The 25,295-nt window shown below is 59.8% G+C and carries 22 protein-coding genes; all 22 read right to left on the bottom strand.

Annotated elements, in window-relative coordinates; translation table 11 throughout:
- Positions 1-16 precede the first annotated feature (16 nt).
- The gene (hisG, locus tag KW832_RS02905) at positions 17-664 is read right to left on the bottom strand and encodes an ATP phosphoribosyltransferase (protein WP_121508815.1); all 648 of its coding nucleotides are present in this window, start codon (positions 662-664) and stop codon (positions 17-19) included.
- Between the two features lie 174 nt (positions 665-838).
- The gene (gene murA / locus KW832_RS02900) at positions 839-2,110 is read right to left on the bottom strand and encodes a UDP-N-acetylglucosamine 1-carboxyvinyltransferase (protein WP_218298720.1); all 1,272 of its coding nucleotides are present in this window, start codon (positions 2,108-2,110) and stop codon (positions 839-841) included.
- 97 nt (positions 2,111-2,207) lie between these two features.
- Positions 2,208-2,450, bottom strand: a complete 243-nt coding sequence (locus tag KW832_RS02895; protein ID WP_010462096.1) for a BolA family protein — start codon at positions 2,448-2,450, stop codon at positions 2,208-2,210.
- 13 nt (positions 2,451-2,463) lie between these two features.
- Complete coding sequence (locus KW832_RS02890; protein WP_121507446.1) at positions 2,464-3,219, bottom strand: ABC transporter permease; 756 nt, start codon at positions 3,217-3,219, stop codon at positions 2,464-2,466.
- A complete protein-coding gene (locus tag KW832_RS02885; protein ID WP_218298721.1) occupies positions 3,216-4,241 on the bottom strand; it encodes an ABC transporter ATP-binding protein in 1,026 nt (341 codons plus the stop codon). The genes KW832_RS02890 and KW832_RS02885 overlap by 4 nt, the downstream gene beginning before the upstream one ends.
- A gap of 58 nt (positions 4,242-4,299) precedes the next feature.
- Entirely contained in the window at positions 4,300-4,572 is a 273-nt protein-coding gene (locus KW832_RS02880) for an STAS domain-containing protein (protein ID WP_055399248.1), read from the bottom strand.
- Between the two features lie 9 nt (positions 4,573-4,581).
- Positions 4,582-5,226 (bottom strand): phospholipid-binding protein MlaC, encoded by a 645-nt coding sequence (locus tag KW832_RS02875; RefSeq protein WP_055399250.1) that lies wholly within the window; start codon positions 5,224-5,226, stop codon positions 4,582-4,584.
- A gap of 175 nt (positions 5,227-5,401) precedes the next feature.
- On the bottom strand, positions 5,402-6,196 hold the full coding sequence (locus tag KW832_RS02870) for a VacJ family lipoprotein (protein ID WP_055399252.1): 795 nt from the start codon (positions 6,194-6,196) through the stop codon (positions 5,402-5,404).
- A complete protein-coding gene (gene mlaD / locus KW832_RS02865) occupies positions 6,193-6,681 on the bottom strand; it encodes an outer membrane lipid asymmetry maintenance protein MlaD (RefSeq protein WP_121507448.1) in 489 nt (162 codons plus the stop codon). Before mlaD ends, KW832_RS02870 begins: the two co-directional genes overlap by 4 nt.
- A gap of 34 nt (positions 6,682-6,715) precedes the next feature.
- Positions 6,716-7,498, bottom strand: coding sequence for a lipid asymmetry maintenance ABC transporter permease subunit MlaE (gene mlaE / locus KW832_RS02860; RefSeq protein ID WP_055399256.1), 783 nt, complete (start codon positions 7,496-7,498; stop codon positions 6,716-6,718).
- Complete coding sequence (locus KW832_RS02855) at positions 7,495-8,313, bottom strand: ABC transporter ATP-binding protein (RefSeq protein ID WP_218298722.1); 819 nt, start codon at positions 8,311-8,313, stop codon at positions 7,495-7,497. The genes mlaE and KW832_RS02855 overlap by 4 nt, the downstream gene beginning before the upstream one ends.
- A gap of 400 nt (positions 8,314-8,713) precedes the next feature.
- Positions 8,714-10,192, bottom strand: a complete 1,479-nt coding sequence (locus tag KW832_RS02850; protein WP_176888461.1) for a glutamate synthase subunit beta — start codon at positions 10,190-10,192, stop codon at positions 8,714-8,716.
- A 48-nt stretch (positions 10,193-10,240) separates the two neighbouring features.
- A complete protein-coding gene (locus tag KW832_RS02845) occupies positions 10,241-14,974 on the bottom strand; it encodes a glutamate synthase-related protein (protein WP_218298723.1) in 4,734 nt (1,577 codons plus the stop codon).
- A gap of 180 nt (positions 14,975-15,154) precedes the next feature.
- Positions 15,155-15,853, bottom strand: coding sequence for a transposase (locus KW832_RS02840; RefSeq protein WP_218298724.1), 699 nt, complete (start codon positions 15,851-15,853; stop codon positions 15,155-15,157).
- A gap of 84 nt (positions 15,854-15,937) precedes the next feature.
- Positions 15,938-16,894 carry an SAM-dependent methyltransferase gene (locus KW832_RS02835; RefSeq protein WP_121422423.1) on the bottom strand — a complete coding sequence of 319 codons (957 nt, stop codon included), beginning with the start codon at positions 16,892-16,894 and terminating at the stop codon, positions 15,938-15,940.
- The gene (locus tag KW832_RS02830; RefSeq protein WP_218298725.1) at positions 16,894-17,523 is read right to left on the bottom strand and encodes a DUF1415 domain-containing protein; all 630 of its coding nucleotides are present in this window, start codon (positions 17,521-17,523) and stop codon (positions 16,894-16,896) included. The genes KW832_RS02835 and KW832_RS02830 overlap by 1 nt, the downstream gene beginning before the upstream one ends.
- Positions 17,524-17,594: 71 nt before the next feature.
- Positions 17,595-18,764, bottom strand: a complete 1,170-nt coding sequence (locus KW832_RS02825) for a deoxyguanosinetriphosphate triphosphohydrolase (RefSeq protein WP_218299086.1) — start codon at positions 18,762-18,764, stop codon at positions 17,595-17,597.
- Between the two features lie 73 nt (positions 18,765-18,837).
- Positions 18,838-19,941, bottom strand: a complete 1,104-nt coding sequence (gene aroB, locus KW832_RS02820) for a 3-dehydroquinate synthase (RefSeq protein WP_218298726.1) — start codon at positions 19,939-19,941, stop codon at positions 18,838-18,840.
- A 439-nt stretch (positions 19,942-20,380) separates the two neighbouring features.
- Complete coding sequence (locus KW832_RS02815) at positions 20,381-21,913, bottom strand: putative Ig domain-containing protein (RefSeq protein ID WP_218298727.1); 1,533 nt, start codon at positions 21,911-21,913, stop codon at positions 20,381-20,383.
- 22 nt (positions 21,914-21,935) lie between these two features.
- Entirely contained in the window at positions 21,936-24,077 is a 2,142-nt protein-coding gene (gene pilQ, locus KW832_RS02810; protein ID WP_218298728.1) for a type IV pilus secretin PilQ, read from the bottom strand.
- Entirely contained in the window at positions 24,074-24,616 is a 543-nt protein-coding gene (locus KW832_RS02805) for a pilus assembly protein PilP (protein ID WP_176888446.1), read from the bottom strand. The genes pilQ and KW832_RS02805 overlap by 4 nt, the downstream gene beginning before the upstream one ends.
- Positions 24,613-25,293 (bottom strand): type 4a pilus biogenesis protein PilO, encoded by a 681-nt coding sequence (locus KW832_RS02800; protein ID WP_176888445.1) that lies wholly within the window; start codon positions 25,291-25,293, stop codon positions 24,613-24,615. Before KW832_RS02800 ends, KW832_RS02805 begins: the two co-directional genes overlap by 4 nt.
- Positions 25,294-25,295 lie beyond the last annotated feature (2 nt).

The following is a 25,295-nucleotide window of genomic DNA, read 5'->3' as shown; positions in this document are numbered from 1 at the left end:
GCGTTCTACGGTGGGTTCAGTTCTTGGGGGCAGGGATGGCCGAAGCGAACGCATCAATGATGCGGCGCAGCGGTGCCTGCTTGAGCTTGAGCGCGGCCTGGTTGACCACGAGGTAGGAGCTGATGTCCATGATGCGCTCCACCTCCACCAGATGGTTGGCCTTGAGCGTGTTGCCGGTGGACACCAGGTCGACGATGGCATCGGCCAGGCCGATGAGCGGCGCCAGTTCCATGCTGCCGTAAAGCTTGACCATGTCGACATGCACGCCCTTGGTGGCAAAGAAGTCACGCGCAATCGACGTGTACTTGGTGGCGACCTTCAGGCGCGAGCCCTGCTTGACAGCGCGCTCGTAGTCAAAATCATTGCGCACGGCAACGCTCACGCGGCACTTGGCAATCTGCAGGTCCAGCGGCTGGTACAGCCCCTGGCCACCATGTTCAATGAGCGTGTCCTTGCCGGTCACGCCGATGTCGGCACCGCCGTATTCCACATAGGTGGGCACGTCGGTGGCACGCACCAGCACCACGCGCACGTTGGGCTGGTTGGTGGGCAGGATGAGCTTGCGCGACTTTTCGGGGTCTTCCAGCACCTCGATGCCTGCGGCGGCCAGCAGCGGCAGGGTTTCGTCAAAGATGCGGCCCTTCGAAAGCGCCAGGGTGATCATCGTCATGTTTTCTAATTACTCCACTGTTTCTTGCCTGCTACTGCACTGTGATCCGTGAGCGCCCCATGCCAGGGACGCCGTGCAAGGGCCGCCCCGCCGCACTGGCGTCGTCCCCCTTCCCACGCGCAGCGTGAGAGAAGGGGGAAGCGGCGAAGCCGCTCAGGGGGTTGTTCTTCATGCCACTCGCTCGATGTCGGCGCCAATGCCGCGCAGTTTGGCTTCCATGCAGTCGTAGCCTCGGTCCAGATGGTAGATGCGGTCCACCACGGTTTCTCCGTCGGCCACCAGGCCGGCAATGACGAGGCTGGCGGAGGCGCGCAGGTCGGTGGCCATCACGGTGGCGCCGGACAGGCGGGGCACGCCTTCGATGACCGCCACCTTGCCATCGGTCTGGATCTTGGCACCCAGCCGCACCAGCTCATTGACATGCATGAAGCGGTTTTCAAAAATTGTCTCGGTCACCGTGGCCGTGCCCTGCGCAATGCAGTTGAGCGTCATGAACTGGGCCTGCATGTCGGTGGGGAAACCGGGGTACTCCGTGGTGCGAAAGCCCTGGGCCTTGAGCGTGGCGCCGCCAGCGCTTTGCACGCGAATGCCGCCGTCCACCGCCTGCACGGAAGCGCCGGCCTCGCGCAGCTTTTCGATCACGGCGTCGAGGTGGTCGGCACGGCCATGGCGCAGCACCACATCACCGCCCGTGGCGGCCACAGCGCACAGGAAGGTGCCGGCCTCGATGCGGTCGGCCACCACGCGGTGGGTGCAGCCGTGCAGTTGGTCCACGCCCTGGATGCGGATGCGGCTGGTGCCGTGGCCTTCGATCTTCGCGCCCATGGCGATCAGCATCTCGGCCAGGTCCGAAATCTCGGGCTCTTGCGCGGCGTTTTCCAGCACCGTCTCGCCCTCGGCCAGCGCGGCGGCCATGAGGAAGTTCTCGGTGCCCGTCACCGTGACCATGTCGGTGGTGATGCGCGCGCCCTTCAAACGCGTCCAACCCGCAGGCAACTTGGCGATCATGTAGCCGTGTTCGACCACGATCTCGGCGCCCATGGCGGCCAGGCCCTTGATGTGCTGGTCCACCGGGCGCGAACCGATGGCGCAGCCGCCGGGCAGCGACACCGTGGCCTCGCCAAAGCGGGCCAGCAGCGGGCCCAGCGCCAGCACCGAGGCGCGCATGGTCTTGACCAACTCGTACGGCGCCTCGGGCGTGTTGAGCGCACTGGCGTCGATGCGCACCGTGCCGTCGTCGGCGCGCTCTGCGGTCACGCCCATATTGCGGATGAGCTTGAGCATGGTGCTCACATCCTGCAGCTGGGGCACGTTGAGCAGGGTCACCGGGTCGGCGGTGAGCAGCGCGGCACACAACTCCGGCAAGGCGGCGTTCTTAGCGCCAGAGACCAGCACCTCGCCTTGCAAGGTGCGTCCGCCGCGAATCAGGAGTTTGTCCATCTCTATCTAACAACCAAAATATGAATGAAAATGGCCCTTAGCGCTTATCTATCAAGCGCTAACAGCTATCAATAAATGAGTACCCAGGCAGGCAGCGTCACTGCGCTTGCGCCGCCCACTCGGCGGGGGTGAAGGTCTTCATCGACAGCGCGTGAACTTCATCCGTATGCATTTTCGCGCCCAGCGTGGCGTACACGCGCTGGTGGCGCTGGATGGCGCGCTTGCCCTCGAACTCGGCCGAGACGATGGTGGCGTACCAGTGGCGCCCATCGCCCTCCAGCGTGATGTGTTCGCAGGCCAGGCCGGCGGCGATGATGTCTTTGAGTTGGTCAGCAGTCATGTTGGGCTCGGAATCAGTTGCGAATTTTGTAGCCGGTGCGCAGCAGGTGGACGGCGAGAAAGCTCACGGCCAGCCAGGCGATGCCCACGATGCTGAGGCTGAGCCAGGGCGAGGTGTCGCTCTGGCCGAAGAAGCCATAGCGAAAACCATCGATCATGTAGAAAAACGGGTTCAGGTGGCTCACGGTCTGCCAGAACGGGGGCAGCGACTGGATGGAATAGAACACACCCGAGAGGAACGTCATGGGCACGACCACGAAGTTCTGGAACGCGGCGAGCTGATCAAACTTGTCGGCCCACAGCCCCGCAATCAGCCCCAACGTGGCCAGCAGGCCCGCCCCCAGCACCGCAAACACCAGTATCCACAGCGGCGCCGCAAACTCTGGCCGCGCAAAAGCCAGCGTGACGATGAACACACCCAGCCCCACCACCAGCCCGCGCACCATGGACGAGCCCACATAGGCCACAAACCAGGCCCAGTGCGACAGCGGCGTGAGCAGCACAAACACCAGGCTGCCCATGATCTTGCTTTGGATCAGGCTCGACGAGCTGTTGGCAAAGGCATTCTGCAACACGCTCATCATCACGAGGCCGGGCACCAGAAAGGCGGTGTAGCTGATGCGGTCGTAGACCTTGACGTGGTCTTCGAGCACGTGGCCGAAGATCAGCAGGTACAACACGGCCGTGAGCACCGGCGCGGCAACGGTCTGGAAGCTGACCTTCCAGAACCGCAGGACTTCCTTGTAGAACAGGGTCTGCCAGCCGGTCATCGTTGTGCCCCCACGCTCGGCACTGCCGTGTCCTCGCTGCCCCCCAAGGGGGCCGCGCCTTGCTTGGGGCGGCCCGGCGCGGCGGCGGACGCCGCCCCTTCGAGTGGGATGTTGGACGCAGATGTACCGGACATCACCTGCAAGAACACATCCTCCAGGTCCGGCCTGCGGATCTCCATGTCATGCACCTCCACGCCCGCTACGCGTAGCGCTGCCAGGTGGCTTTCGATCTCTGCGGCGTCGTGCGCGGGCAGTTGCACGATACGACCGGTGACACGCGCCGCCATCGCCAGGGCGGGTGGCAAAGCCGCATCGGTCTTGAACTGCAGGATGCTGCCTGAAGCCGCCTGCAGCAGTTCGCTGGTGCGGTTCAGCGCTACGATCTGGCCGGACTTGAGCATGGCAATGCGGCCACACAGGGCTTCGGCTTCTTCCAGGTAATGCGTGGTCAGCAACACCGTGTGGCCTTCCTTGTTCAGGCGCGCGACAAAGTGCCAAAGGGTCTGGCGCAGCTCCACGTCCACGCCAGCCGTTGGTTCATCGAGCACGATGATGGGCGGCTTGTGCACCAGCGCCTGCGCCACGAGCACGCGGCGCTTCATGCCGCCCGACAGTTGCCGCATGTTGGCGTTGGCCTTGTCGGTAAGGCCCAGGTTCTCCAGCAGCTCGTCGATCCAGGCGTCGTTGTTCTTCACGCCGAAATAGCCGGACTGGATGCGCAGCGATTCGCGCACATTGAAGAAGGGGTCGAACACCAGTTCCTGCGGCACCACACCGAGCTTGCGGCGCGCCTCGGCAAAGTCGGCCTGCACGTCGCTGCCCTGCACCAGCACACGGCCGCTGCTGGCGCGCGCCAGGCCCGCGAGGATGCTGATCAGGGTGGTTTTACCGGCACCGTTGGGGCCGAGGAGTCCGAAGAACTCGCCCTCCTCAATGTCCAGGTTGACCTGGTTCAGTGCCTGGAAAGGGCCTTTGGGCGTGGCAAAGGTCTTGGAGATGGCTTGGAAGGAGACTGCGGGCATGAAGCCCCTGATTTTACGGCCTTGCCCCGAACTGCGTTATGGCGGAGGGTATGCAGCCTCAGGACACGGGCGTGAGCAAGGTGCCAACGCCGTACAAGCCCGCCATGCCGCGCAGCGCCGTGGGCAACCCCTGCACGGCAAAGGTCTTGCCCACGGACAGCGCCTCACGCCGGCATTCCAGCAGCACGGCCAGGGCCGAGCTGTCAAACACCGTCATCGCGCTCGCATCCACCACCACACCACTTTCACGGTGCACGCGCAGCCCCTGCAGAAGCATCTGCAGGCAGGCTGTGGCCTGGCGGTGGGTCAGCTCGGGGGGGAGAACCAGCATGGAGGAGGCTCAGCCCTTGGCGGTGGAGTTGGCTTTGTTGCGCGCAGCCAGGGTCTCGATCAGGCCATCAATACCCTTGGCGTTGATCTCCTGGGCAAACTGGCCCCGGTAGGTTTCCACCAGCCAGACACCCAGCACATTCAGGTTGTAGATCTTCCAGCCTGCGCCGTCGCCAGGGGTTTTTTCGAGGCGGTAGTCAAGCTGAATGGGGTCGCCACGGCCCACGATTTCGGTGCGCACCAGCACGTCCTTGTCTTCGGGCGCAGCGCGCAACGGCTTGACCTGGATGCTTTGGTCGTTGACCTGCGCCAGCGCACCCGCATAGGTGCGCACCAGCAAGATCTTGAACTCGTCCTGCAGGCGTTTTTGCTGCTCGGGCGTGGCCTGGCGCCAGCCTGGCCCCACGGCAGCGGCAGTCATGCGGCGAAAGTTGACGTTGGGCATCACGGTCTTGTCCACCAGCGCGATCACCTTGGTCAAGTCGCCGCCCTGAATCGCCTTGTCGGACTTCACAGTGTTGAGCACGTCGGTGGACAGGCGCTTGATCATCGCGTCCGGCGCTTCGTCTGCCGCCAGAGCGGCCAGCGGCAAGCCCAGAGATGCCACGGCGGCAGCACACAGTGCCAGGTGGCCCAGGGAACGTCGGTTCATCATGTCCTCTATCCTCTACTTTCTCATTCAGTCATGAGCCGCCATCCGGCATGCCCGTGTTGCATTGTGGTGGCCGCAGAAACAACGCATGCGTCGCGGGCGTTGCGGTGTGCAAGCAAGTGCAACACGATCGCCCGCGCTATGGCCGCCATCGGCGGGCAGCCCCCTGGAAATCACCTCAACGGGGAGGCTCTTGCGGCAGCACGCCGTCGTTGCCGTCTTTGCCATCCGAGCCCTTGCTGTTCTGGGGCTCGCCAGCCTGGCTGCGCACCTGCAGGAAAACGTCCCGCGTGAAGCTGTACTTGTCCAGCGCGGCACTGTCGAGGACGGAGCTTGCCCGCAAAAGATTGGCGCGCGTGTCCACCACTCGCAGTGCATACAGCGTGTTCCGGGCCGAGACCGGGTCCACATAGCTCACCACGTTGCCCTTCATGTCCACCGGGAGCGCAAAGGTGTCGCGCACCGTGGACGGGCCGAGAACCGGCAGCACCAGGTATGGGCCAGTTCCCACGCCCCATCGGCCCAGCGTCAGGCCAAAGTCCTGCTTGTAGCGGTCTATGCCCAGCTCACTGGCGATATCGAGCACCCCGCCGAGACCCATGAAGGTGTTGACATTGACGCGCATGAACGTCGAGGCGGCAGCCTCCGCGCGCAGTTGCAGCACGTTGTTCACAAACGACCAGACATCGCCGATGTTGGCGAAAAAGTTGCTCACCCCCGTGCGCACGGGGGCGGGCGCGATGTCCTGGTAGGCAATCGCTACCGGCTTGAGCACCATGGCATCAACTTGCTCGTTGAAGTTGGTCATGCTCCGGTTGTAGGATTCCAGCGGATCACGCGGGTCGGGATTGGCCACGGTGGCACAGCCCGAAAGCAGCGCACCGGCCAACAGCAGCGCCGAACCGCCCAGCGCACGTGGCAAGCCCTGCTGCTTGGAGCCGGTGGGCAGGGTGGTTGTTTCAAAGTTCTTCATTTCTTGTCACCTGCCCCTGCGGGCTTACCGCCGTCTTCGGCTTTGCTGTAGAGAAACTGTCCAATGAGGTTTTCGAGCACCACGGCAGACTGGGTCGCGGTGACCATGTCGCCCGCAACAAGGTTCTTCTCGTCCGCCCCGGCCTCAATACCGATGTACTGCTCACCCAACAGGCCGCTGGTGAGAATCTTGAGGGAGCTGTCCTTCGGGAAAGCGTAGCGGTTTTCCATCGCCAGCGTCACCCGCGCCTGGTAGGTCTTGTCGTCGAACGTGATGGACTCCACACGCCCGACCACCACGCCCGCACCGCGCACCGCAGCCTGGGGCTTGAGCCCGCCGATGTTGTCAAAACGCGCCGTGATGCGGTAGCCGGACTGGAAATTCAGGCTCAGCAAATTGGCGGACTGGAGCGCCAGAAACACCAGCGCCACGGCACCCAGCATCACGAACAGCCCAACCCAGAGATCGTTTTTGGAGCGTTGCATTGTTTATTTCCTCTTCACTGCCAGCATCGCCAGCTCAGATACTGAACATCAGGGCCGTGAGGACGAAGTCGAGCCCCAGCACGGCCAGGCACGCCATCACCACGGTGCGCGTAGTGGCACGCGACACGCCCTCGGGCGTGGGCTTGGCAGTAAAGCCCTGCAGCAACGCCACAAAGGTGACGGCAACGCCGAACACCACGCTTTTGAGCACCCCGTTGCCCACGTCTTTCCACACGTCAACGCCGCCCTGCGTCTGGCTCCAGAAAGCGCCGGGGTCGATGCCGATCATGAGCACGCCCACGCTCCAGCCACCAATCACCCCCACCGCACTGAACACCGCCGCCAGCAGGGGCATGGTGATCACGCCGGCCCAGAAGCGGGGCGCCAGAATGCGCTGGACGGGGTCCACCGCCATCATTTCCATCGCGCTGAGCTGCTCGCCAGCACGCATCAAACCAATCTCGGCCGTCAGCGACGTGCCCGCCCGCCCCGCAAACAGCAAGGCGGTGACCACGGGCCCCAGCTCCCGCACCAGCGACAGCGTGACCAGAAGACCCAGCGCTTCTGCTGAACCGTAGCGCTGCAGCGTGTAATACCCCTGCAGCCCCAGCACCAGCCCTACAAACAGGCCGGACACTGCGATGATGGCCAGCGAGTAGTTGCCCAGAAAATGCACCTGGTCGCGCACCAGCGAAGGCCGCATGAAGGTGGCACCCACCATCCGCACCAGCCGTACAAAAAGACGCGCGCCCATGCCAATGTCGGCCAGCTTTTGGCGCACGGCAAAACCGACATCGGAGGGGTTGTACCAGCTCACCGTGCACGCCCTCCCACAGGTCCGAAGTCGTGCACCTCGTCAGGGCCAGGGTAATGAAAGGGTACCGGCCCTGTGGGCAAGGCATTGACAAACTGGTGGACCAGGGGGTCCGTGCTGGCACGCACCTCATCTGGCGTGCCCTGAGCAGCCACCACGCCAGCCCCGAGGATGATCACGTGGTCTGCCAGCCGGAAGGTTTCCTCCAGGTCGTGCGAGACCACGATGCTCGTGAGGCCCATGGCATCATTGAGCTGGCGGATCAGCTGCGCCGCCGTTCCCAGGGAAATGGGGTCCAGCCCCGCAAAAGGCTCGTCGTACATCACCAGCTCGGGGTCCAGCGCAATGGCACGGGCCAGGGCCACCCGCCGGGCCATTCCCCCCGAAATCTCGCTGGGCATGAGATCACGTGCGCCGCGCAGGCCCACGGCATGCAGTTTCATGAGGACCACGTCACGGATCAGCGCTTCGGAAAGGTCGGTGTGCTCCCTGAGCGGAAAGGCCACATTCTCGAAAACACTCAGGTCGGTGAACAACGCCCCGAACTGGAACAGCATCCCCATCCGGCGACGGACGGCGTACAAGCCAGACGCATCAAGGCGACCCACGTCCTGCCCATCAAACAGGACTTCACCGCCCGAAGCCCGCTGCTGCCCCCCTATCAGGCGCAGCACCGTGGTCTTGCCCCCACCGGAGGCACCCATCAGCGCCGTGACCTTGCCACGCGGCACGGTCAGCGAAACGTCGCGCAGGATGTCGCGGTCTCCGTAGGAGAACGTGACATTGCGCAGTTCGGCAAGGAGGGAGGGGTCAGGCATGCAAAAAAGATTCAGGATTCCGGGTCATCAGTCACCACACAGTGATTCCTCGGGCCGCAGGAAGCCGCGATGGTAGCTCAAGATGCATACATACATACATGTATGTTTGCATCTTGAAGCATCTGCATCATGAGATGGATGATCGCTCAGACGCCATACAACCCCGGATTGACAGAACCCTCGATTGTGCCAATAAAGATGCGCAGACGTGGAAGGCAGGCCATCCACCTGGACTGGCGGGCGCGCGCCGGGTCCAGTCGGTGGCCTCGCCCAATAATGCGTCCGCAGCCCCTCCCCTCCCAACTTCCAGGGGCATATCCACCGATCGCCTTACGCCCTGACCAACCCGCCATGAAAAACGGCGCCGCAGCGCCGTTTCGATTGCATGTTCCGCAGCCGATCAGCGCGGCAGATCTGAGTAGCCCATGAGGAACTCATCGACTGCACGCGCGGCCTGACGGCCTTCGCGGATGGCCCAGACGACCAGCGACTGACCACGCCGAATGTCGCCAGCAGCGAACACCTTGGGCACGTTGGTGGCATAACCTCCATCGAAGTCGGTCGTGGCGCGGGCATTGCCCCGGGCATCCTTGTCCACGCCAAAAGCTTCCAGCACGGCAGCCACCGGGCTAACAAAGCCCATGGCCAGCAGCACCAGATCGGCCTTCAGGATCTTCTCAGACCCGGCCACCTCGACCATCTTGCCGTCCTTGAACTCCACACGCACGGTCTTGAGGCCGGTGACCTTGCCCTTTTCGCCGATGAACTCCTTGGTGGAGATGGCGAACTCGCGCTCGCAACCCTCTTCGTGGCTGGAGCTGGTGCGCAGCTTGATCGGCCAGTAAGGCCAGGTCAGCGGGCGGTTTTCCTCTTCGGGCGGCTGGGGCATCAACTCAAACTGGGTGACGCTCACGGCGCCATGGCGGTTGCTGGTACCCACGCAGTCGCTACCGGTGTCGCCGCCACCAATCACGATGACGTGTTTGCCATCGGCGCGCAACTGGCCCTTGAGCTTGTCGCCGGCGTTGACCTTGTTCTGCTGCGGCAAGAACTCCATCGCGAAGTGGATGCCATCGAGGTCACGGCCCGGCACGGGCAGATCGCGCGATTGCTCAGCGCCGCCGGTCAGCAGCACGGCATCGAACTCCTTGTTCAACTGCTCGGGCGTGACAGTTTCCTTGGCCCAGTTGGTGACCTTGGAATCTTTGCCCAGTCCGTCCTTGGCAGCGCCCACGAACACGCCGGTGCGGAAGACCACGCCTTCGGCTTCCATCTGCTTGACGCGGCGGTCAATGTGCGACTTCTCCATCTTGAAGTCCGGAATGCCGTAGCGCAGCAGCCCGCCCACGCGGTCGTTCTTTTCAAACAGCGTGACGCTGTGGCCAGCGCGCGCGAGTTGCTGTGCTGCCGCCATACCTGCGGGGCCAGAGCCCACCACGGCCACCTTCTTGCCCGTTTTGTGCTTGGCAACGCGTGGCTGTACCCAGCCCTCCTCCCACGCACGGTCAATGATCGCGTGCTCGATGGACTTGATGCCCACGGCGTCGTCGTTCACATTGAGCACGCAGGCGGCCTCGCAGGGTGCGGGGCAGATGCGGCCGGTGAACTCGGGGAAGTTGTTGGTGCTGTGCAGCACCTCAATCGCGCTCTTCCAGTCCGCGTGGTACACCAGATCGTTGAAGTCCGGAATGATGTTGTTCACCGGGCAGCCGTTGTTGCAGAACGGCGTGCCGCAGTCCATGCAGCGCGCGCCTTGCACCTTGGCCTGGCTTTCATCCAGCCCGATGACAAATTCCTTGTAGTGCTTCAAGCGCTCGGGCACAGGCTTATAGCCCTCTTCGATGCGCTCGTATTCCATGAAGCCGGTAGTTTTTCCCATGACGATGTCCTTGTCTATGAATGCTGTGCGAAGGTGGGTGACGTCGCCTTACTTGGCGGGTGCCACTTCTTTTTTGGTAGCAGCTACCGCTGGTGTAGCAGACTCCTCCAGCACTTTTCGTTCATAAATTTCAGCCAACGCACGCTTGTACTCGGTCGGGAAGACCTTGACGAACTTGCTGCGCGATGCGGCCCAGTTGTCGAGCAGTTCGCGTGCGCGCTTGCTGCCCGTCCAGCGGTTGTGGTCTTCCAGCAGCTTCTTGAGCTGGGCTTCGTCGGTCTGTCCGTTGTGCCAGATCGAGCGTGGCACCGTGGCTTCCTGCTCGGTGGCGGGCAGGATGCGCTCCAGCGTCACCATGGACATGTTGCAGCGGGTGTCGAACTGACCGTCTTCGTCGTACACGTACGCCACGCCGCCGCTCATGCCCGCCGCAAAGTTGCGACCGGTCTTGCCAAGCACCACCACGGTGCCCCCGGTCATGTATTCGCAACCGTGGTCGCCCGTGCCCTCCACCACTGCGGTGGCGCCCGACAGACGCACGGCGAAACGCTCACCGGCAACGCCGCTGAAGAAGGCTTCGCCCGTAGTGGCGCCGTACATCACGGTGTTGCCAACGATGGTGTTGCGCACGGCGTCACCGCGGAAATCGATGCTGGGGCGCACGACCACGCGGCCTCCCGACAGACCCTTGCCCGTGTAGTCGTTGGCGTCGCCGATCAGGTACAGCGTGATGCCGCGCGTGAGGAACGCACCGAACGACTGGCCGCCCGTGCCTTCGAGCTGGATACGGATGCTGTCGTCGGGCAGGCCTTCGGGGTGCACGCGGGTGACAGCGCCGGACAGCATGGCGCCGACCGAGCGGTTCACGTTGCGCGCCACCTCGATGAACTGCACGCGCTCGCCCTTTTCAATGGCGGGCTTGCTGCGCTCGATGAGCTTGCGGTCCAGCGTGTGCTCGATGTTGTGGTCCTGCACGTCCACGTGGAAGCGCGGCACATCGGCGGGCACGTTGGGCTGGGCGAACAGGCGGCTGAAGTCCAGGCCACGTGCCTTCCAGTGTTCCAGTCCCTGGCGCATGTCGAGCAGATCGGTGCGGCCGATCAGGTCGTCGAACTTGCGAATGCCCAGTTGGGCCATGATCTGGCGCACTTCTTCGGCGATGAAGAAGAAATAGTTCACCACGTGCTCGGGCTTGCCCGAGAACTTCTTGCGCAGTTCGGGGTCTTGGGTGGCCACGCCCACGGGGCAGGTGTTCAGGTGGCACTTGCGCATCATGATGCAACCTTCCACCACCAGCGGTGCCGTGGCAAAGCCGAACTCGTCAGCGCCCAGCAGTGCGCCGATGGCGACGTCGCGGCCGGTCTTCATCTGGCCGTCGGCCTGCACACGGATGCGGCCGCGCAGGCGGTTGAGCACCAGGGTCTGCTGGGTTTCGGCCAGGCCGATTTCCCACGGACCACCCGCGTGCTTGATGGACGACCAGGGCGAAGCGCCCGTGCCGCCGTCATGCCCCGCGATCACCACGTGATCGCTCTTGCACTTGGCCACGCCTGCGGCGATGGTGCCCACGCCCACTTCAGAGACCAGCTTGACGCTGATGCCAGCGTGTGGTGCCACGTTCTTCAGATCGTGGATCAGCTGGGCCAGATCCTCAATGGAGTAGATGTCGTGGTGCGGCGGGGGCGAGATCAGGCCCACGCCGGGCACGCTGTGGCGCAGCTTGCCGATGTAGTTGGAAACCTTGCCACCCGGCAGCTGACCACCCTCGCCGGGCTTGGCACCCTGGGCCATCTTGATCTGGATCTGGTCGGCCGACGACAGGTATTCGGCCGTGACACCAAAGCGGCCCGAGGCCACCTGCTTGATGCGGCTGCGCAGCGAGTCGCCGTCCTGCAGGGGCAGGTCGACCTCAACGTTCTCGGCACCAATCACGCTCTTGAGCGTATCGCCCTTCTTGATCGGGATGCCCTTGAGTTCGTTGCGGTAGCGTGCGGCGTCCTCACCACCTTCGCCGGTGTTGCTCTTGCCGCCGATGCGGTTCATGGCCACGGCCAGCGTGGCGTGGGCCTCGGTGGAGATGGAACCCAACGACATGGCGCCCGTGGCAAAGCGCTTGACGATTTCCTTGGCAGGCTCGACTTCGTCGACCGGGATCGCCTTGGCGGGGTCGATCTTGAACTCGAACAGACCGCGCAGCGTCATGTGGCGCTTGCTCTGGTCGTTGATCAGCTGGGCGTATTCCTTGTACGTGTTCCAGTTGTTGGCGCGCGTGCTGTGCTGCAGCTTGGCAATCGCATCGGGCGTCCACATGTGGTCTTCGCCCCGAGCGCGCCAAGCGTATTCGCCGCCGGCGTCCAGCATGGTCTCGAGCACGGGGTCGTCACCAAACGCCGCCTTGTGCATGCGGATGGCCTCTTCGGCGATCTCGAACACGCCGATGCCTTCCACGCGGCTGGCGGTGCCGGTGAAGTACTTGCCCACGGTTTCCGTGTTGAGGCCGATGGCCTCGAACAACTGGGCGCCGCAGTAGCTCATGTAGGTGCTCACACCCATCTTGGACATGATCTTGGACAGACCCTTGCCGATCGCCTTGACGTAGTTGTAGATGGCCTTGTCGGCCGACAGGTCGCCGCCCAGGTCCTTGTGCATCTCGGCCAGGGTTTCCATGGCGAGGTAGGGATGCACGGCCTCGGCGCCGTAGCCCGCCAGCACGGCAAAGTGGTGCACTTCGCGCGCGGTGCCCGTTTCGACCACGAGGCCGGCCGTGGTGCGCAGGCCCGCTCCCACCAGGTGCTGGTGGATGGCGGACAGCGCCAGCAGCGCAGGGATTGCCACCTGGGTAGCGCTCACGGCGCGGTCGCTCACGATCAGGATGTTGGCGCCGCCCTTGATGGCATCCACAGCCTGCGCGCACAACGAGGCGAGCTTGGCTTCCACCCCCTCACGGCCCCAGTTCAGTGGGTAGGTGATGTCGATGGTCACGCTCTTGAACTTGCCCTGCGTGTACTTTTCGATGTCGCGCAGCTTGGCCATGCCGGCAAAGTCGAGCACGGGCTGGCTCACTTCGAGCCGCATCGGCGGGTTGACCTGGTTGATGTCCAGCAGGTTCGGCTTGGGTCCGATGAAGCTGTTGAGCGACATCACGATGGCTTCGCGGATCGGATCGATCGGCGGGTTCGTCACCTGGGCGAACAGCTGCTTGAAGTAGTTGTACAGCGGCTTGTTCTTGCCCGACAGCACAGCCAGCGGACTGTCATTGCCCATCGAGCCAATGCCCTCTTCACCATTCTTGGCCATGGGCGCCATCAGGAACTTGATGTCTTCCTGCGTGTAACCGAAGGCCTGCTGGCGGTCGAGCAGCCGCAGATCGGCAGGCTGCGGTGCGGCCACTTGCGCGCCCGCGTCAATGCTGTCGAGCTTGATCCGCAGGTTTTCGATCCACTGCTTGTAGGGCTTGGTGTTGACGATGTTGGCCTTCAGCTCTTCGTCGTCGATCATGCGGCCTTGTTCCAGGTCGATCAGGAACATCTTGCCGGGCTGCAGGCGCCACTTGCGCACGATCTTGTTCTCGGGCACAGGCAGCACGCCCGACTCGGAGCCCATGATGACCAGATCGTCATCGGTGATGCAGTAGCGCGAGGGGCGCAGGCCGTTGCGGTCCAGCGTGGCGCCGATCTGGCGTCCGTCGGTGAACACGATGGAGGCGGGGCCGTCCCAAGGCTCCAGCATGGCAGCGTGGTATTCATAGAAGGCGCGGCGGCGCTCGTCCATGGTGGTGTGCTGCTCCCAGGGCTCGGGGATCATCATCATCACGGCCTGGCTGATGGGGTAACCAGCCATGGTCAGCAGTTCGAGGCAGTTGTCGAACGTGGCGGTGTCGGACTGGTCGGCGAAGCTGATGGGGTAGAGCTTTTGCAGGTCGGCGGCCAACACCGGCGAGGCCATTACGCCTTCGCGCGCCTTCATCCAGTTGTAGTTGCCCTTGACGGTGTTGATTTCACCGTTGTGCGCCACATAGCGGTAGGGGTGGGCCAGCGGCCACTCGGGGAAGGTGTTGGTGGAGAAACGCTGGTGCACCAGACCGATGGCCGAGACGCAGCGCTCGTCGGACAGGTCCTTGTAGTACACGCCCACCTGGTCGGCCAGCAGCAGGCCCTTGTAGACCACCGTGCGGCTGGACATGGAGGGAACGTAGTATTCCTTGCTGTGCTTGAGCTTGAGGGCCTGGATGTTGGCGCTGGCCGTCTTGCGGATCACGTACAGCTTGCGCTCCAGCGCATCCTGCACGATCACGTCGTTGCCACGGCCGATGAACACCTGGCGCAGGATGGGCTCCTTCTTGCGCACGGTGGGGGACATGGGCATGTCCACATTGACCGGCACATCGCGCCAGCCCAGCAGTACCTGGCCTTCTGCCTTAATGGCACGCTCCATCTCCTGCTCGCAAGCCAAGCGGGAAGCATGCTCCTTGGGCAGAAAGATCATGCCCACACCGTATTCACCAGCCGCTGGCAAGGTCACGCCTTGCTTGGCCATCTCTTCGCGGTACAGAGCGTCAGGGATCTGGATCAGGATGCCGGCGCCGTCGCCCATCAGCGGGTCGGCACCCACCGCGCCACGGTGGTCGATGTTTTCCAGAATCTTCAGAGCCTGCGTCACGATGTCGTGGCGCTTGATGCCCTTGATGTGGGCCACAAACCCGAGGCCGCAGGCGTCGTGTTCGTTACCCGATGAATACAAACCGTGTTGTTGCAGATGCTGGATCTCGGCAGCCGTAGTCATGGCGCACTCCTATATTTTTCGCAGGGAGTGGAAGATTAGTGCATTGCAACATCTTTTGGCAAGAAGATTAATTAGGGTCAGATTCTTAATTTACGAATGAAAATTGAATTTCATTTTTTATTAGGGACACATTAAATTTCATAGCAATTAATTCAACAAAAGCAAGCGCTAAAGCCATATTTATTCAGGCGTTTTGCGAAGCGCCGGCCTACCGGCTTGACCCTGGGTTATCCGGCGCGGTGTGTGCTTTTGCAACTCTTGAACAAATTCTGCGTCGCCCAGCGCCCAACCACTGAGTGCGGATGACGTCAGCACAGTCTGCTCCTGCGAGCCGATGCCCGCCTGCACCAGCGCGGCGTACGCCGCCTCGCGCGCAAACGGCGTGTTGCCCAGCGCCCAGTACAAAGCATGCGGTGTGAGCAAACGGTCATGGCGCAGTCCCAGCCAATGGGCATGGCTGGACCACGGGTAGTCGCCAGGCTGCGCCACCTGCCCGGCCCGCACCGGGTTTAGATCAAGGTAGACCATGCAAGGCAGGAGATACCGCTCGGGCTGCAGCACCGTGGAACGATAGCGCCCCTCCCACAGGGTGCCCGTACGGGCGTGGCGTCGGTTGAAATACTGCACGTAGCGCCGCCCTACCGCCTGCATCATCTGCGGAAGGCCGTCAGCAGTAGTGGGCGTGCACAGCAGATGAAAGTGGTTGTCCATCAGCACATAGGCATGCACAGCAACACCAAATTTCTGCGCATTGTCTGCCAGCAGCGAAAGCATGGTCTCGAAGTCTTCGCGGTCCGCGAAGATGCTTTGGCGGTTGTTTCCGCGCTGGATGACGTGGTGCAGATGACCCGGCAGGGTCAGGCGCGGCAGGCGGGCCATGGATGTGGATGGGAGCTAGGGGAAGGATGATCATAAATCCGTCCCCGATTTCTTCTCACCCCGGCAACAACGTACGGCGCGACGTCAGTCCGGCACCAATTCCAGGGCAACCTGGGTATCGCGAGCCTCCGGCTTCAGACCAAAGCGAGCCCCCAGCGCCTTGTCGAGGCCAAACTCTTCGAGAATGGCGCGCAGGCGCTCCGAGGCGCTGCGCTTTTTCTGTCCCGTGTAGCGGGCAATGATTAGCTCATTCTTCATGCTGTGCTCCCAGCCTACCAGCTCCGTCACGGTGACCTGGTAGCCACTCGCCTCGAGGTACAGGCAGCGCAGCACATTGGTGACCTGGCTGCCCAGTTCGCGCGTGTGCAGCGGGTGGCGCCACAGCTCGGCCAAGGGCGTGCGCGACAGCTGCAAGGCCTTGCCCTGCCGCAGGCAGGCGGCCATCTCAGCCTGGCAGCACGGCACCAGCACCATCGCCCGGGCCTGTTTCTGCAGGCCGAAAGCAATGGCATCGTCCGTGGCGGTGTCACAGGCATGCAGGGCGGTGACCACATCGATCCTGGCTGGCAATTCATCTGCACCGGTGGATTCCGCCACCGACACATTCAGGAACGACATGCGTTCAAAGCCCAGCTTCTGCGCCAGCAGGCGGGATTTGTCCACCAGCTCGGCGCGCGTTTCCACCCCGTAGATGTGCCCATGCCCCAGGGCCTTGAAGTACAGGTCGTACAGGATAAAACCCAGATACGACTTGCCCGCCCCATGGTCTGCGAGCGTCGGCCCCTGGTCGGTGGTGGCAAGCTCCGTGAGCAGCGGCTCGATGAAGTTGAACAGGTGGTAGACCTGCTTGAGCTTGCGCCGCGAGTCCTGATTCAGGCGTCCATCGCGCGTTAGGATGTGCAGTTCCTTGAGCAGTTCTATCGACTGGCCCGGCCGCAGTTCGGAAAGCTCCGCAGACTCGGCCTTGGAGGCGGCCGCCTTCGGGCGGGAAGCATGTGGCTGCTGCACGCGGGCTGCAGAGAGGTCTTTGGTCTTTCTCATCATCGAACGTCCTGGTTCGCTTCCGGCAGCGATGGCGTGCCAGCGCTGGGGCCCACATCCAGCGCAGACCAGCCCTGCATGCCCAATGCCTGCAGCACCTCAATATTTCGCTCAAAAATTGTTTCCGCCTCCGGAAACACCTCCACGGCGCGGTCGATGCTCTCCTCCCGCAGCAGATGCAGTGTGGGGTATGGCGAACGGTTGGTGCAATTGGTCACGTCATCCACATCGGTGCCCGCAAACTGAAACTGGGGGTGAAAACTCGCGATCTGCAGCGTGCCGTCGAGCCCCATGGCCTCCAGCAGTGCCTCCGCATCTCCCAGAAAATCGTTGAAATCAAGAAACTCCTGGAGGCAGTGAGGGAGTATCAGCAAGGTGGTGTCCCGCGTTTCGGCAGGGGCCGCCACCAGGGCAGACAGCTCACTGCGCAGAAGAGCCAGCACGTCCGTCAAGTCTTCGGTCAGCGCGACCACGTAGTGAATCTGCCCTTTGACATGAACACCCTTGGCAAAAGGGCACAGGTTGAGCCCGATCACTGCTCGCTCCAGCCAACGGACGGTGTTGCGAACGAACAAATCGGCAGGCTCCGAAGAGGCCACCGAGGCCGTAAAGGGGGGGGAGGAAGTCATGAAACGGGCGCACGGGGCGCGAAGAAGTGCGAGGTTGATTTTACCGGGCGCCCTGCCCACCCCCACAGCCGCTAGTCGAAAAGCCGCCGTCCCGTCAGGCGCTCATGCTCCCGCGCTGCAAACCGGTCTGTCATGCCCGCAATGAAATCCGCCACAGCCCTTGCCCGCAGCGGGCCGCAGTCCACAGAGGCCTGCTCGGCAAACGCCGCCTTCATTTCTTGGGGGGAGGCCGTGTACGCTGCAAACAGGTCGCGCACGACCCCCTGCGCACGTCCCGTGGTCTCCATGACGCGTGGATGGCGGTACAGGTTTTTGAAGAGGAACTGCTTGAGTTCCAGCGAGCGCGCACGCATGGCATCGCCAAACATCACGAGCGACGGCGATTGGCGCACGGCCTGCACATCAGTGGGCGCGTGCCTGGCCAGTGCTGCCTGCGTGGCATCAATCACGTCATAAACCTGCGCGCTGAGCATGCGCCGTATGGCTTCAAACAACAGGCGCCGTTGCAGCAGCGGCTGCACGAGATCCGGGTACTCGGCCTGGGCCGCGGCGCGGTACTGGTCGAACAAGGGCACGTCCTGCAATTGCGCCAGCGTGATCAGCCCAGAGCGCACGCCGTCATCGATGTCGTGCGCGTTGTAGGCGATTTCATCGGCTAAGTTGCACAGCTGCGCCTCCAGGCTGGGCTGCTCCCGGCGCAAAAACCTTGCACCAACGCCACCGGGCTCTTCCCGCTCCAACTGCTGTGCGTGTTGCCTGGAACAGTGCTTGAGAACGCCTTCACGCGTCTCGAAGGTCAAGTTCAGTCCGTCGTACTGTGGATAACGCTCCTCCAGCTTGTCCACCACCCGCAAACTCTGCAGGTTGTGCTCAAAGCCCCCGTGCTCCGCCATGCACCCATGCAGCGCATCCTGGCCGGCATGTCCAAACGGCGTGTGCCCAAGATCGTGGGCCAACGAGATCGCTTCCACCAGGTCTTCGTTGATGCGCAAGGAGCGAGCGATGGACCGCCCCAATTGGGCGACCTCCAGCGAGTGCGTCAGGCGTGTGCGAAACAGGTCCCCTTCATGGTTGAGAAAGACCTGCGTCTTGTAGACCAATCGCCGAAATGCAGTGGAGTGCACGATCCGGTCTCGATCGCGCTGGTATTCGGTCCGTGTGGGTGCCGGTGTTTCGGGGTAGCGCCGCCCCTTGGTCGCAGCAGGGTGGCAGGCGTACGGGGCCAGGTCAGAGATCGGAATCAAAATTGCCGCCAGCGCTATCTATAAAGCGCAAATAGCTATACTATTTATAGCAATTGGTGACAAGCACCTTCTAGACACAACAGGCATCAATCACTTCGCGCACCAGGCTGTCCGGTGCAGCGCGCACTGCCGCCTTGCCCGGGCCATCGATCACGACAAATCGGATCTCACCGGCTTCGGATTTCTTATCGATGCGCATCAGTTCCAAATAACGGCCGGCATTGTCTGCGGCGTCCAGAATGGGCCCCTTGGTGGGCAACCCCGCGCGCTGGATCAGCAGATTCAGGCGGGCCACAAACTCGCCGTCCACCAAGCCAAGCCTGCGAGAAAGCTCTGCCGCCATCACCATGCCGGCGCCAACGCCCTCACCGTGCAGCCACACGCCATAACCCATGCCGGCCTCAATGGCGTGCCCAAAGGTATGGCCAAAGTTGAGGATGGCACGAAGGCCCGTCTCTTTTTCATCCTGGCCGACAACCCAGGCCTTGATCTCGCAACTGCTCCGCACGGCGTGCGCCAGGGCGTCGCGGTCGTGCGCGATCAGGGCATCCATATTGCGTTCCAGCCAATCAAAGAAGGCCATGTCCGAGATCGGCCCGTACTTGATGACCTCTGCAAGACCCGCACTGAACTCGCGCGCTGGCAACGTATCGAGCACCGCAAGGTCGCACACCACCAGCTGCGGCTGGTAGAACGCGCCAATCATGTTCTTGCCCAAAGGGTGGTTGATGGCCGTCTTGCCACCCACCGAAGAGTCCACTTGGGCCAGTAGCGTGGTGGGCACCTGCACAAAAGGCACACCCCGCATGTAGCTGGCTGCGGCAAAACCCGTCATGTCACCAACGACCCCGCCGCCCAGCGCAAATATGGTTGTCTTGCGGTCGCATGCGTTGGACAGCAGCGAATCAAAGATCCGCTGCAATGTTTGCCAGTTTTTGTATTCCTCACCATCCGGCAGTCGCAGCTCATGAATTTGTGGATAGCGCCCAGCAAGCGCAGCCCGCAAAGCCTCTGCGTACAAAGGGGCTACCGTTGTGTTACTCACGATCAGCGCTGTGCTGGCCCGAGGCAAATCCGCATAGGAAGCGGCATTGCCCAAAAGCCCCCCCCCGATGAGGATGTGATAGCTGCGTTCAGCCAGTTCAATGGTGACTGCTTGATCAATCTGGGACATGAAGTGTTGTTACACGTTAATTAATAAAAAAGCAGCGACGCCGACGCCACACTATCCCAATTTTGCCTGCTTCACCTGCCTACCCAGCACACTGAAGACTGAGGCAGTTAAGGCGCATACCACGCCACACTGCAAGTTCTTGGTCGCCAGCTTGGTTGACGAAGGGGAAGCCCAATCCCCCATACCGAAGGACTCTTACAAAGTGCCAGGAGATGCTAAACGCTCGACGTAGCGCATGTGGTTTCTTTGAACGTAGGCACTGACCCAGCGCACCGGCCACAGCAACGCGCTTGTGCCGCTCCCGATTGACTCTGCGGACATAGACGCGCGCCAGTTTCCACAACAAAAAACCCCGGCAAGCCGGGGTTAAAAATCGAAGGCACCTAGCAATAAGGCATTGTCAGGTGCACTCTCTAAGCACGGTGCAGCAACTTGGCGGCTACGGGCAGATGTAGTCGACAGGTTCCCCACCAGGAGGAACAGACCCAGCGCTCACCACAGTGATGCTAAACGTCCGCGTCACTTTCGACGCACCCTTTGTGGCAGTCACCAAGAATCTTTGTTCGCCACAGTTAGCCACCTTGGGTGTTCCATTGAGAACCCCGGCGGCACCGGTCGTGCCACTGGTCAGCCAAGACGGCAGACTGGTGAAACTCCAAGTCACATCGCTTACCGAAGCAACAAACGAGTAGGTAAAACTATTCCCAACGGGAATTGTTCCCAACGAGCAAACAGCAGTCGAATTGCAATCACCGATTGCAAAGTCTTCCGGCAACCCATTTACCAACTTCAGTTTGACAACAGCCGTTGCAGATCGCTTGTTCTTATCTACCACAGTTACTGTGGCACGGTAATCACGCTCTTGTGCGCTGGTGCTAGCCGTGCCACTCAGCATACCGGTGCTGGCGTCAATAGCCAAACCGGCAGGCAATCCAGTCGCCGACCAAACATAAGGCGGCAATCCCCCACTGACGGTCAGCAGCGCCGTGAATGGGACTCCTTTGGTTACGGTGCCCAAATCTACATCGGCAAGTGTCGGCGCACTCGTCAGCGCCTCCAGCACAGAAATCGGTTGAATCGATGTGATCGGGTCAATGATGCCATTGCTCACATTGTTGTCAAAACGATCCGCCGTCAACTCCAGGAAAATTGCTCCAGTTTCAGTGCTGCTTAGCAGGGAGAACGTTGCAACACCGCCGATGGACGGCAGTTGCAAAATGCTACCGCTCTGAGCACCAGAGACCAAACGCGCCCCCTGGGCTGCATCTGTGCCCGACAGAATGCGAACCTGCATGTTGGCCCCCGAGGCACTTGCCGTAGGCTGATTGGCATCATCCATCACAAACGCCTGTATTCCCATCTGATTCAGAAGGCCATTAGCGTTGTTCTTGGTACCCAGATAACCTGGAATCTGAGCTTCCATACGCACGCTAGCTGGCTTTCCGGTGGTACCGCCCACAGCAATCGTCACACTCGCAGATTTCTGCTGATTGTCACGCGGATCAGTCACAGAGCACGTGATGCGCGCGGTTCCAGCTTGGTCACCGGCATGGAAATGGAAAGAATTTCCACCTGAATTTGCGCCCAACGTAATATTTCGATAGGCGTTCGGAACTATTATTTTCCCGCCATTCCCATCATCAACTTCCGTTTGATGATCTGGATCACCATCCAAATAATATAGCGACCCCGAATCCAACCCACCAGCTACATTACAGCCAAAGACATTCTCACCACTAGGTATCAGCACACTGCCCTTGCGAGCCTCCACATATAAAGATGTGGTATACGGCCGATATGCTCCAATACCAGGCATAGCGCCTGCAATATTTAATGGCAATTGCGTCTTTTCAGCCCGAAGCGTGATGCTGTAATTTTCCTGTGTCTCGCCCGAACCACCGCTACCGCCACCACCACATGCCGACAAGATTGCCGCTAACGCAAGGGTTAAAAATTTAGCATTTTTCAACATTGCTCATCCATTCAATATAAAATTAGCGAGCCGCAGCACGCTCAGTGAGAACCTTCGGGGTAATGAAAATTAACATTTCTTGCTTATTGGCTTGCTTAGTTTTTGTTTTGAATAAATTACCTACACCAGGAATATCACCCAAAAACGGAACCTTTGCCTCAGCATCATCCTCGAACAATTCAAAAATTCCGCCAATTACGACCGTACCACCATTTTCAACCAACACTTGTGTTTTAATGTGCTTGGTATTAATAGCTCGCACATTCTGAAGAATTTCACCTGGGCTATCTTTATTTACATCAAGATCCAAGATGATATTACCCTCTGGAGTTATTTGAGGCAGGACCTCCAACTTCAAAACTGCCTTCTTGAACGCGATAACCGTTCCACCATTTGGAGCTGTCACAGGGTATGGGAACTCGGTTCCTTGCTCGATAGATGCTTTGGTTTGATCAGCTGTCACAACACGGGGGCTAGACACAATCTTACCTTTACCGTCTGCCTCCATCGCAGATATTTCAAGATTCAAAAACCTGTTGGCCGCTGAGTTAAAAATCGATATAGCGAAGCTAGCCGGATCGAACCCACCTTGGGCCTGCGCAGGAAGATTAACAAAATTACCCAGAGTATTATTAGTTCCACCAGCACCAGACGAAGCTACCGCATTGCTATAACTAGTACCAAAAGCCATGCTATTGCCACCACCGATATTGTATCCACCGGTACCGCCACGATTAGCACGCAAATCTGTTCCACCTAGTCGAACGCCCAAGGAGCGCCCGAACGTATCGGATGCCTCAACAATTCTCGCTTCAATCATCACTTGCCGAACAGCAACATCCAAGGTCGAGAGGAGCTGACGCACTTCTTCCAGTTTACTTGCCGTGTCAGTCACAAAAAGCTGATTGGTTCTGGGTTCCGCAATAGCGCTACCTCGCTCCGACAGGAATCTATTTGAAGTCCCCCCCGATGTACCACCGCTTTGGGCAGTCAGTTGAGCGACCATATCAACCGCTTTTGCATAATTCATTTGGAACGCTTGCGTTCGAAGCGGCTCCAGTTTTTGAATAGCTAACGCAGCCTCGTAATCCTTCTTCGTCCTGTCATCAATTTCATCTTTAGGCGCAATCCACAACACCGTGCCAGATTTTCGCATCCCCAGGCCTTTGGCCTCCATTATGATTTGAAGCGCTTGATCCCAAGGCACATCCTTAAGGCGCAGTGTCAGCGAACCAGTGACCGTATCCGAGGTCACAATATTGAAATTGGTAAAATCAGCAATGACTTGCAGAAGTGATCGAACCTCAATATTCTGAAAATTCAGCGATAGCTTCTCCCCGCTATATCCAGGGCCTTGTGTTAGCTTGTTCAGGTCGACCTTCTTTTGCCGGATTTCAACTACGAACTGGCTATCACTCTGATATGCGCTATGTTCCCAATCACCAACAGGATCAATGGTCATGCGAACCCGCTCACCTTGCTGAACGGTGGTAATAGCTTGCACTGGCGTGCCAAAATCACCCACATCCAAACGCCGGCGCAGTCCTTCCGGCAATGAAGATTTTAGAAAATCCACCACCAAACCTTTTCCCTGCTGACGAATATCAACGCCCACTTGGCTTGAAGGAAGCATCACCACCACACGCCCAGAGCCATCCGCGCCTCGTCTGAAGTCAACATCTTTCAGTGTCTGAATATCAGAATTAGCAGGATCAGCAAACACTGGAGCAGACACCGCTTGAGTTGCTGAATTGGCAGACTGCACCGTCCCCAAAGAAATCAGGAGTGATTTCCCTTGAATTTCAGCCTGGTAGGAAGTGGATTGCTTAAGATTCAGGACAATTCGGGAGCGGTCACCGGCCTGCACCACATTGACAGACTTAACGTTGCCCTGATTCACTTCAAAAACATTTTTTCCAGTCGCATTGGACGCATCAGGAAAGTCCAAAGCAATGCGAGGAGGCGATTGGATGGAAAATCCTGTAGGCACAGACTTCAGTGGTTCAGAAAAATCAATACGGACCACATCTACACCGTTCTGCACGCTCCCCATTACAGATTGAACTACAATCTGCGCGAACACACTGATAGGTGTCAATACAGCAAATGTGAATCCCACTGCAATTTGACAAATCTTTGATGGATAAATTTTTAGATATTTCATTTCTTGTCCTCTTGCAGATCGAGGGAGGCCGAACGTTCAATCCAATCACCAGTTGCATCTTGAACAATTTCGCGCAACTGAATCGAATTCTCAGTAATTTTCGTTATTCGCCCGTAGTTTTGACCAATATAGTTTCCAACTCGCACTTGATAAAGTAACTTATCAACTTTCAATAGTGCAGTCGGCGCACCCTTTTTATCAAGACTGCCTACCATCGCCATTACATCCAGCGGATAAGACTCCAGAGGCTCCTTTCGTCTGGCCATCTCTGGGGCAATTAAAGCAGCGTTAGAAGCGGACTGGGTAGACTCTCGTCTCAACGCCTGTGTTAACTTTATAGAGTTGAACGGCTCGACTCCTGAATCCATTGCATAGGTTTGGGGTAAAAATTGCTTGGGCTCAGTCAAAGGGGTTACTTTGGGTTTGGTTGTTGCCCGCAACTCCGACATCCACTGACGCAATTCGTCATCACCCGAAGAAACACAACCGGACAGACCAAGAGCCATCACTATTAATGAAATCAGTCTATGTGACGTCATTTTTTACCGCCCTTCGCCACCTGCTTTTGAGCCTGAATTTCCTCAGAATCGAGGTACCTAAACGTACGGGCTGTGGCCTCCATCGTTAACGTAGCCCCACCCTTCTCCTTCCCCAGTGGGGCAATGGAAATATTGTTTAGAGTAACAATTCGGGACAGATGCGCGATATCAGATGCAAACGCTCCCATATCGTGATATTTTCCAGTCACACGAATTTGAATAGGCAATTCAGCATAATACTCTTTAACCACCACTTGGCCTGGTCGAAACAAATCAAACTGCAAACTTCTTCCAAGACCCGCCTGATTGATATCAGAGAGCAGCGCTGCCATCTCAGCCTTGCTTGGCAGTTGTTTTTCCAGTTGAATAACGTACTGCTGAACCTGTTCTCGTTGACGCTTTAAAGCTTCCAAACTCACAGCTTTAGTCAATTTTGCTTGATAGTTTTGACGCAGGGTTTGCTCTTTAGCGATCTCTGTTTCAAGTTCGACTTCATACTCATTGATCTTGGCAAACCAAAGAACAGCAGCCACCGCGATGGAAATAAAAAGACATAACAGAATTTTTGGAGCTACTGGCCACAAAGAGGGGTCTTTGGGATCCAAATTCCGAAACTGCCGAGAAATATTTTCCTGCAAGGCAGAGAAATCAATATCTTTTTTTGATTTTTTTGCCATAT

This window comes from Acidovorax sp. sif0632 (assembly GCF_019218805.1).
Taxonomy (GTDB): Bacteria; Pseudomonadota; Gammaproteobacteria; order Burkholderiales; family Burkholderiaceae_C; genus Acidovorax; species Acidovorax facilis.
Note: the sequence above shows the minus strand (reverse complement) of the source record. Positions and strands in the feature narration are given on the sequence as shown.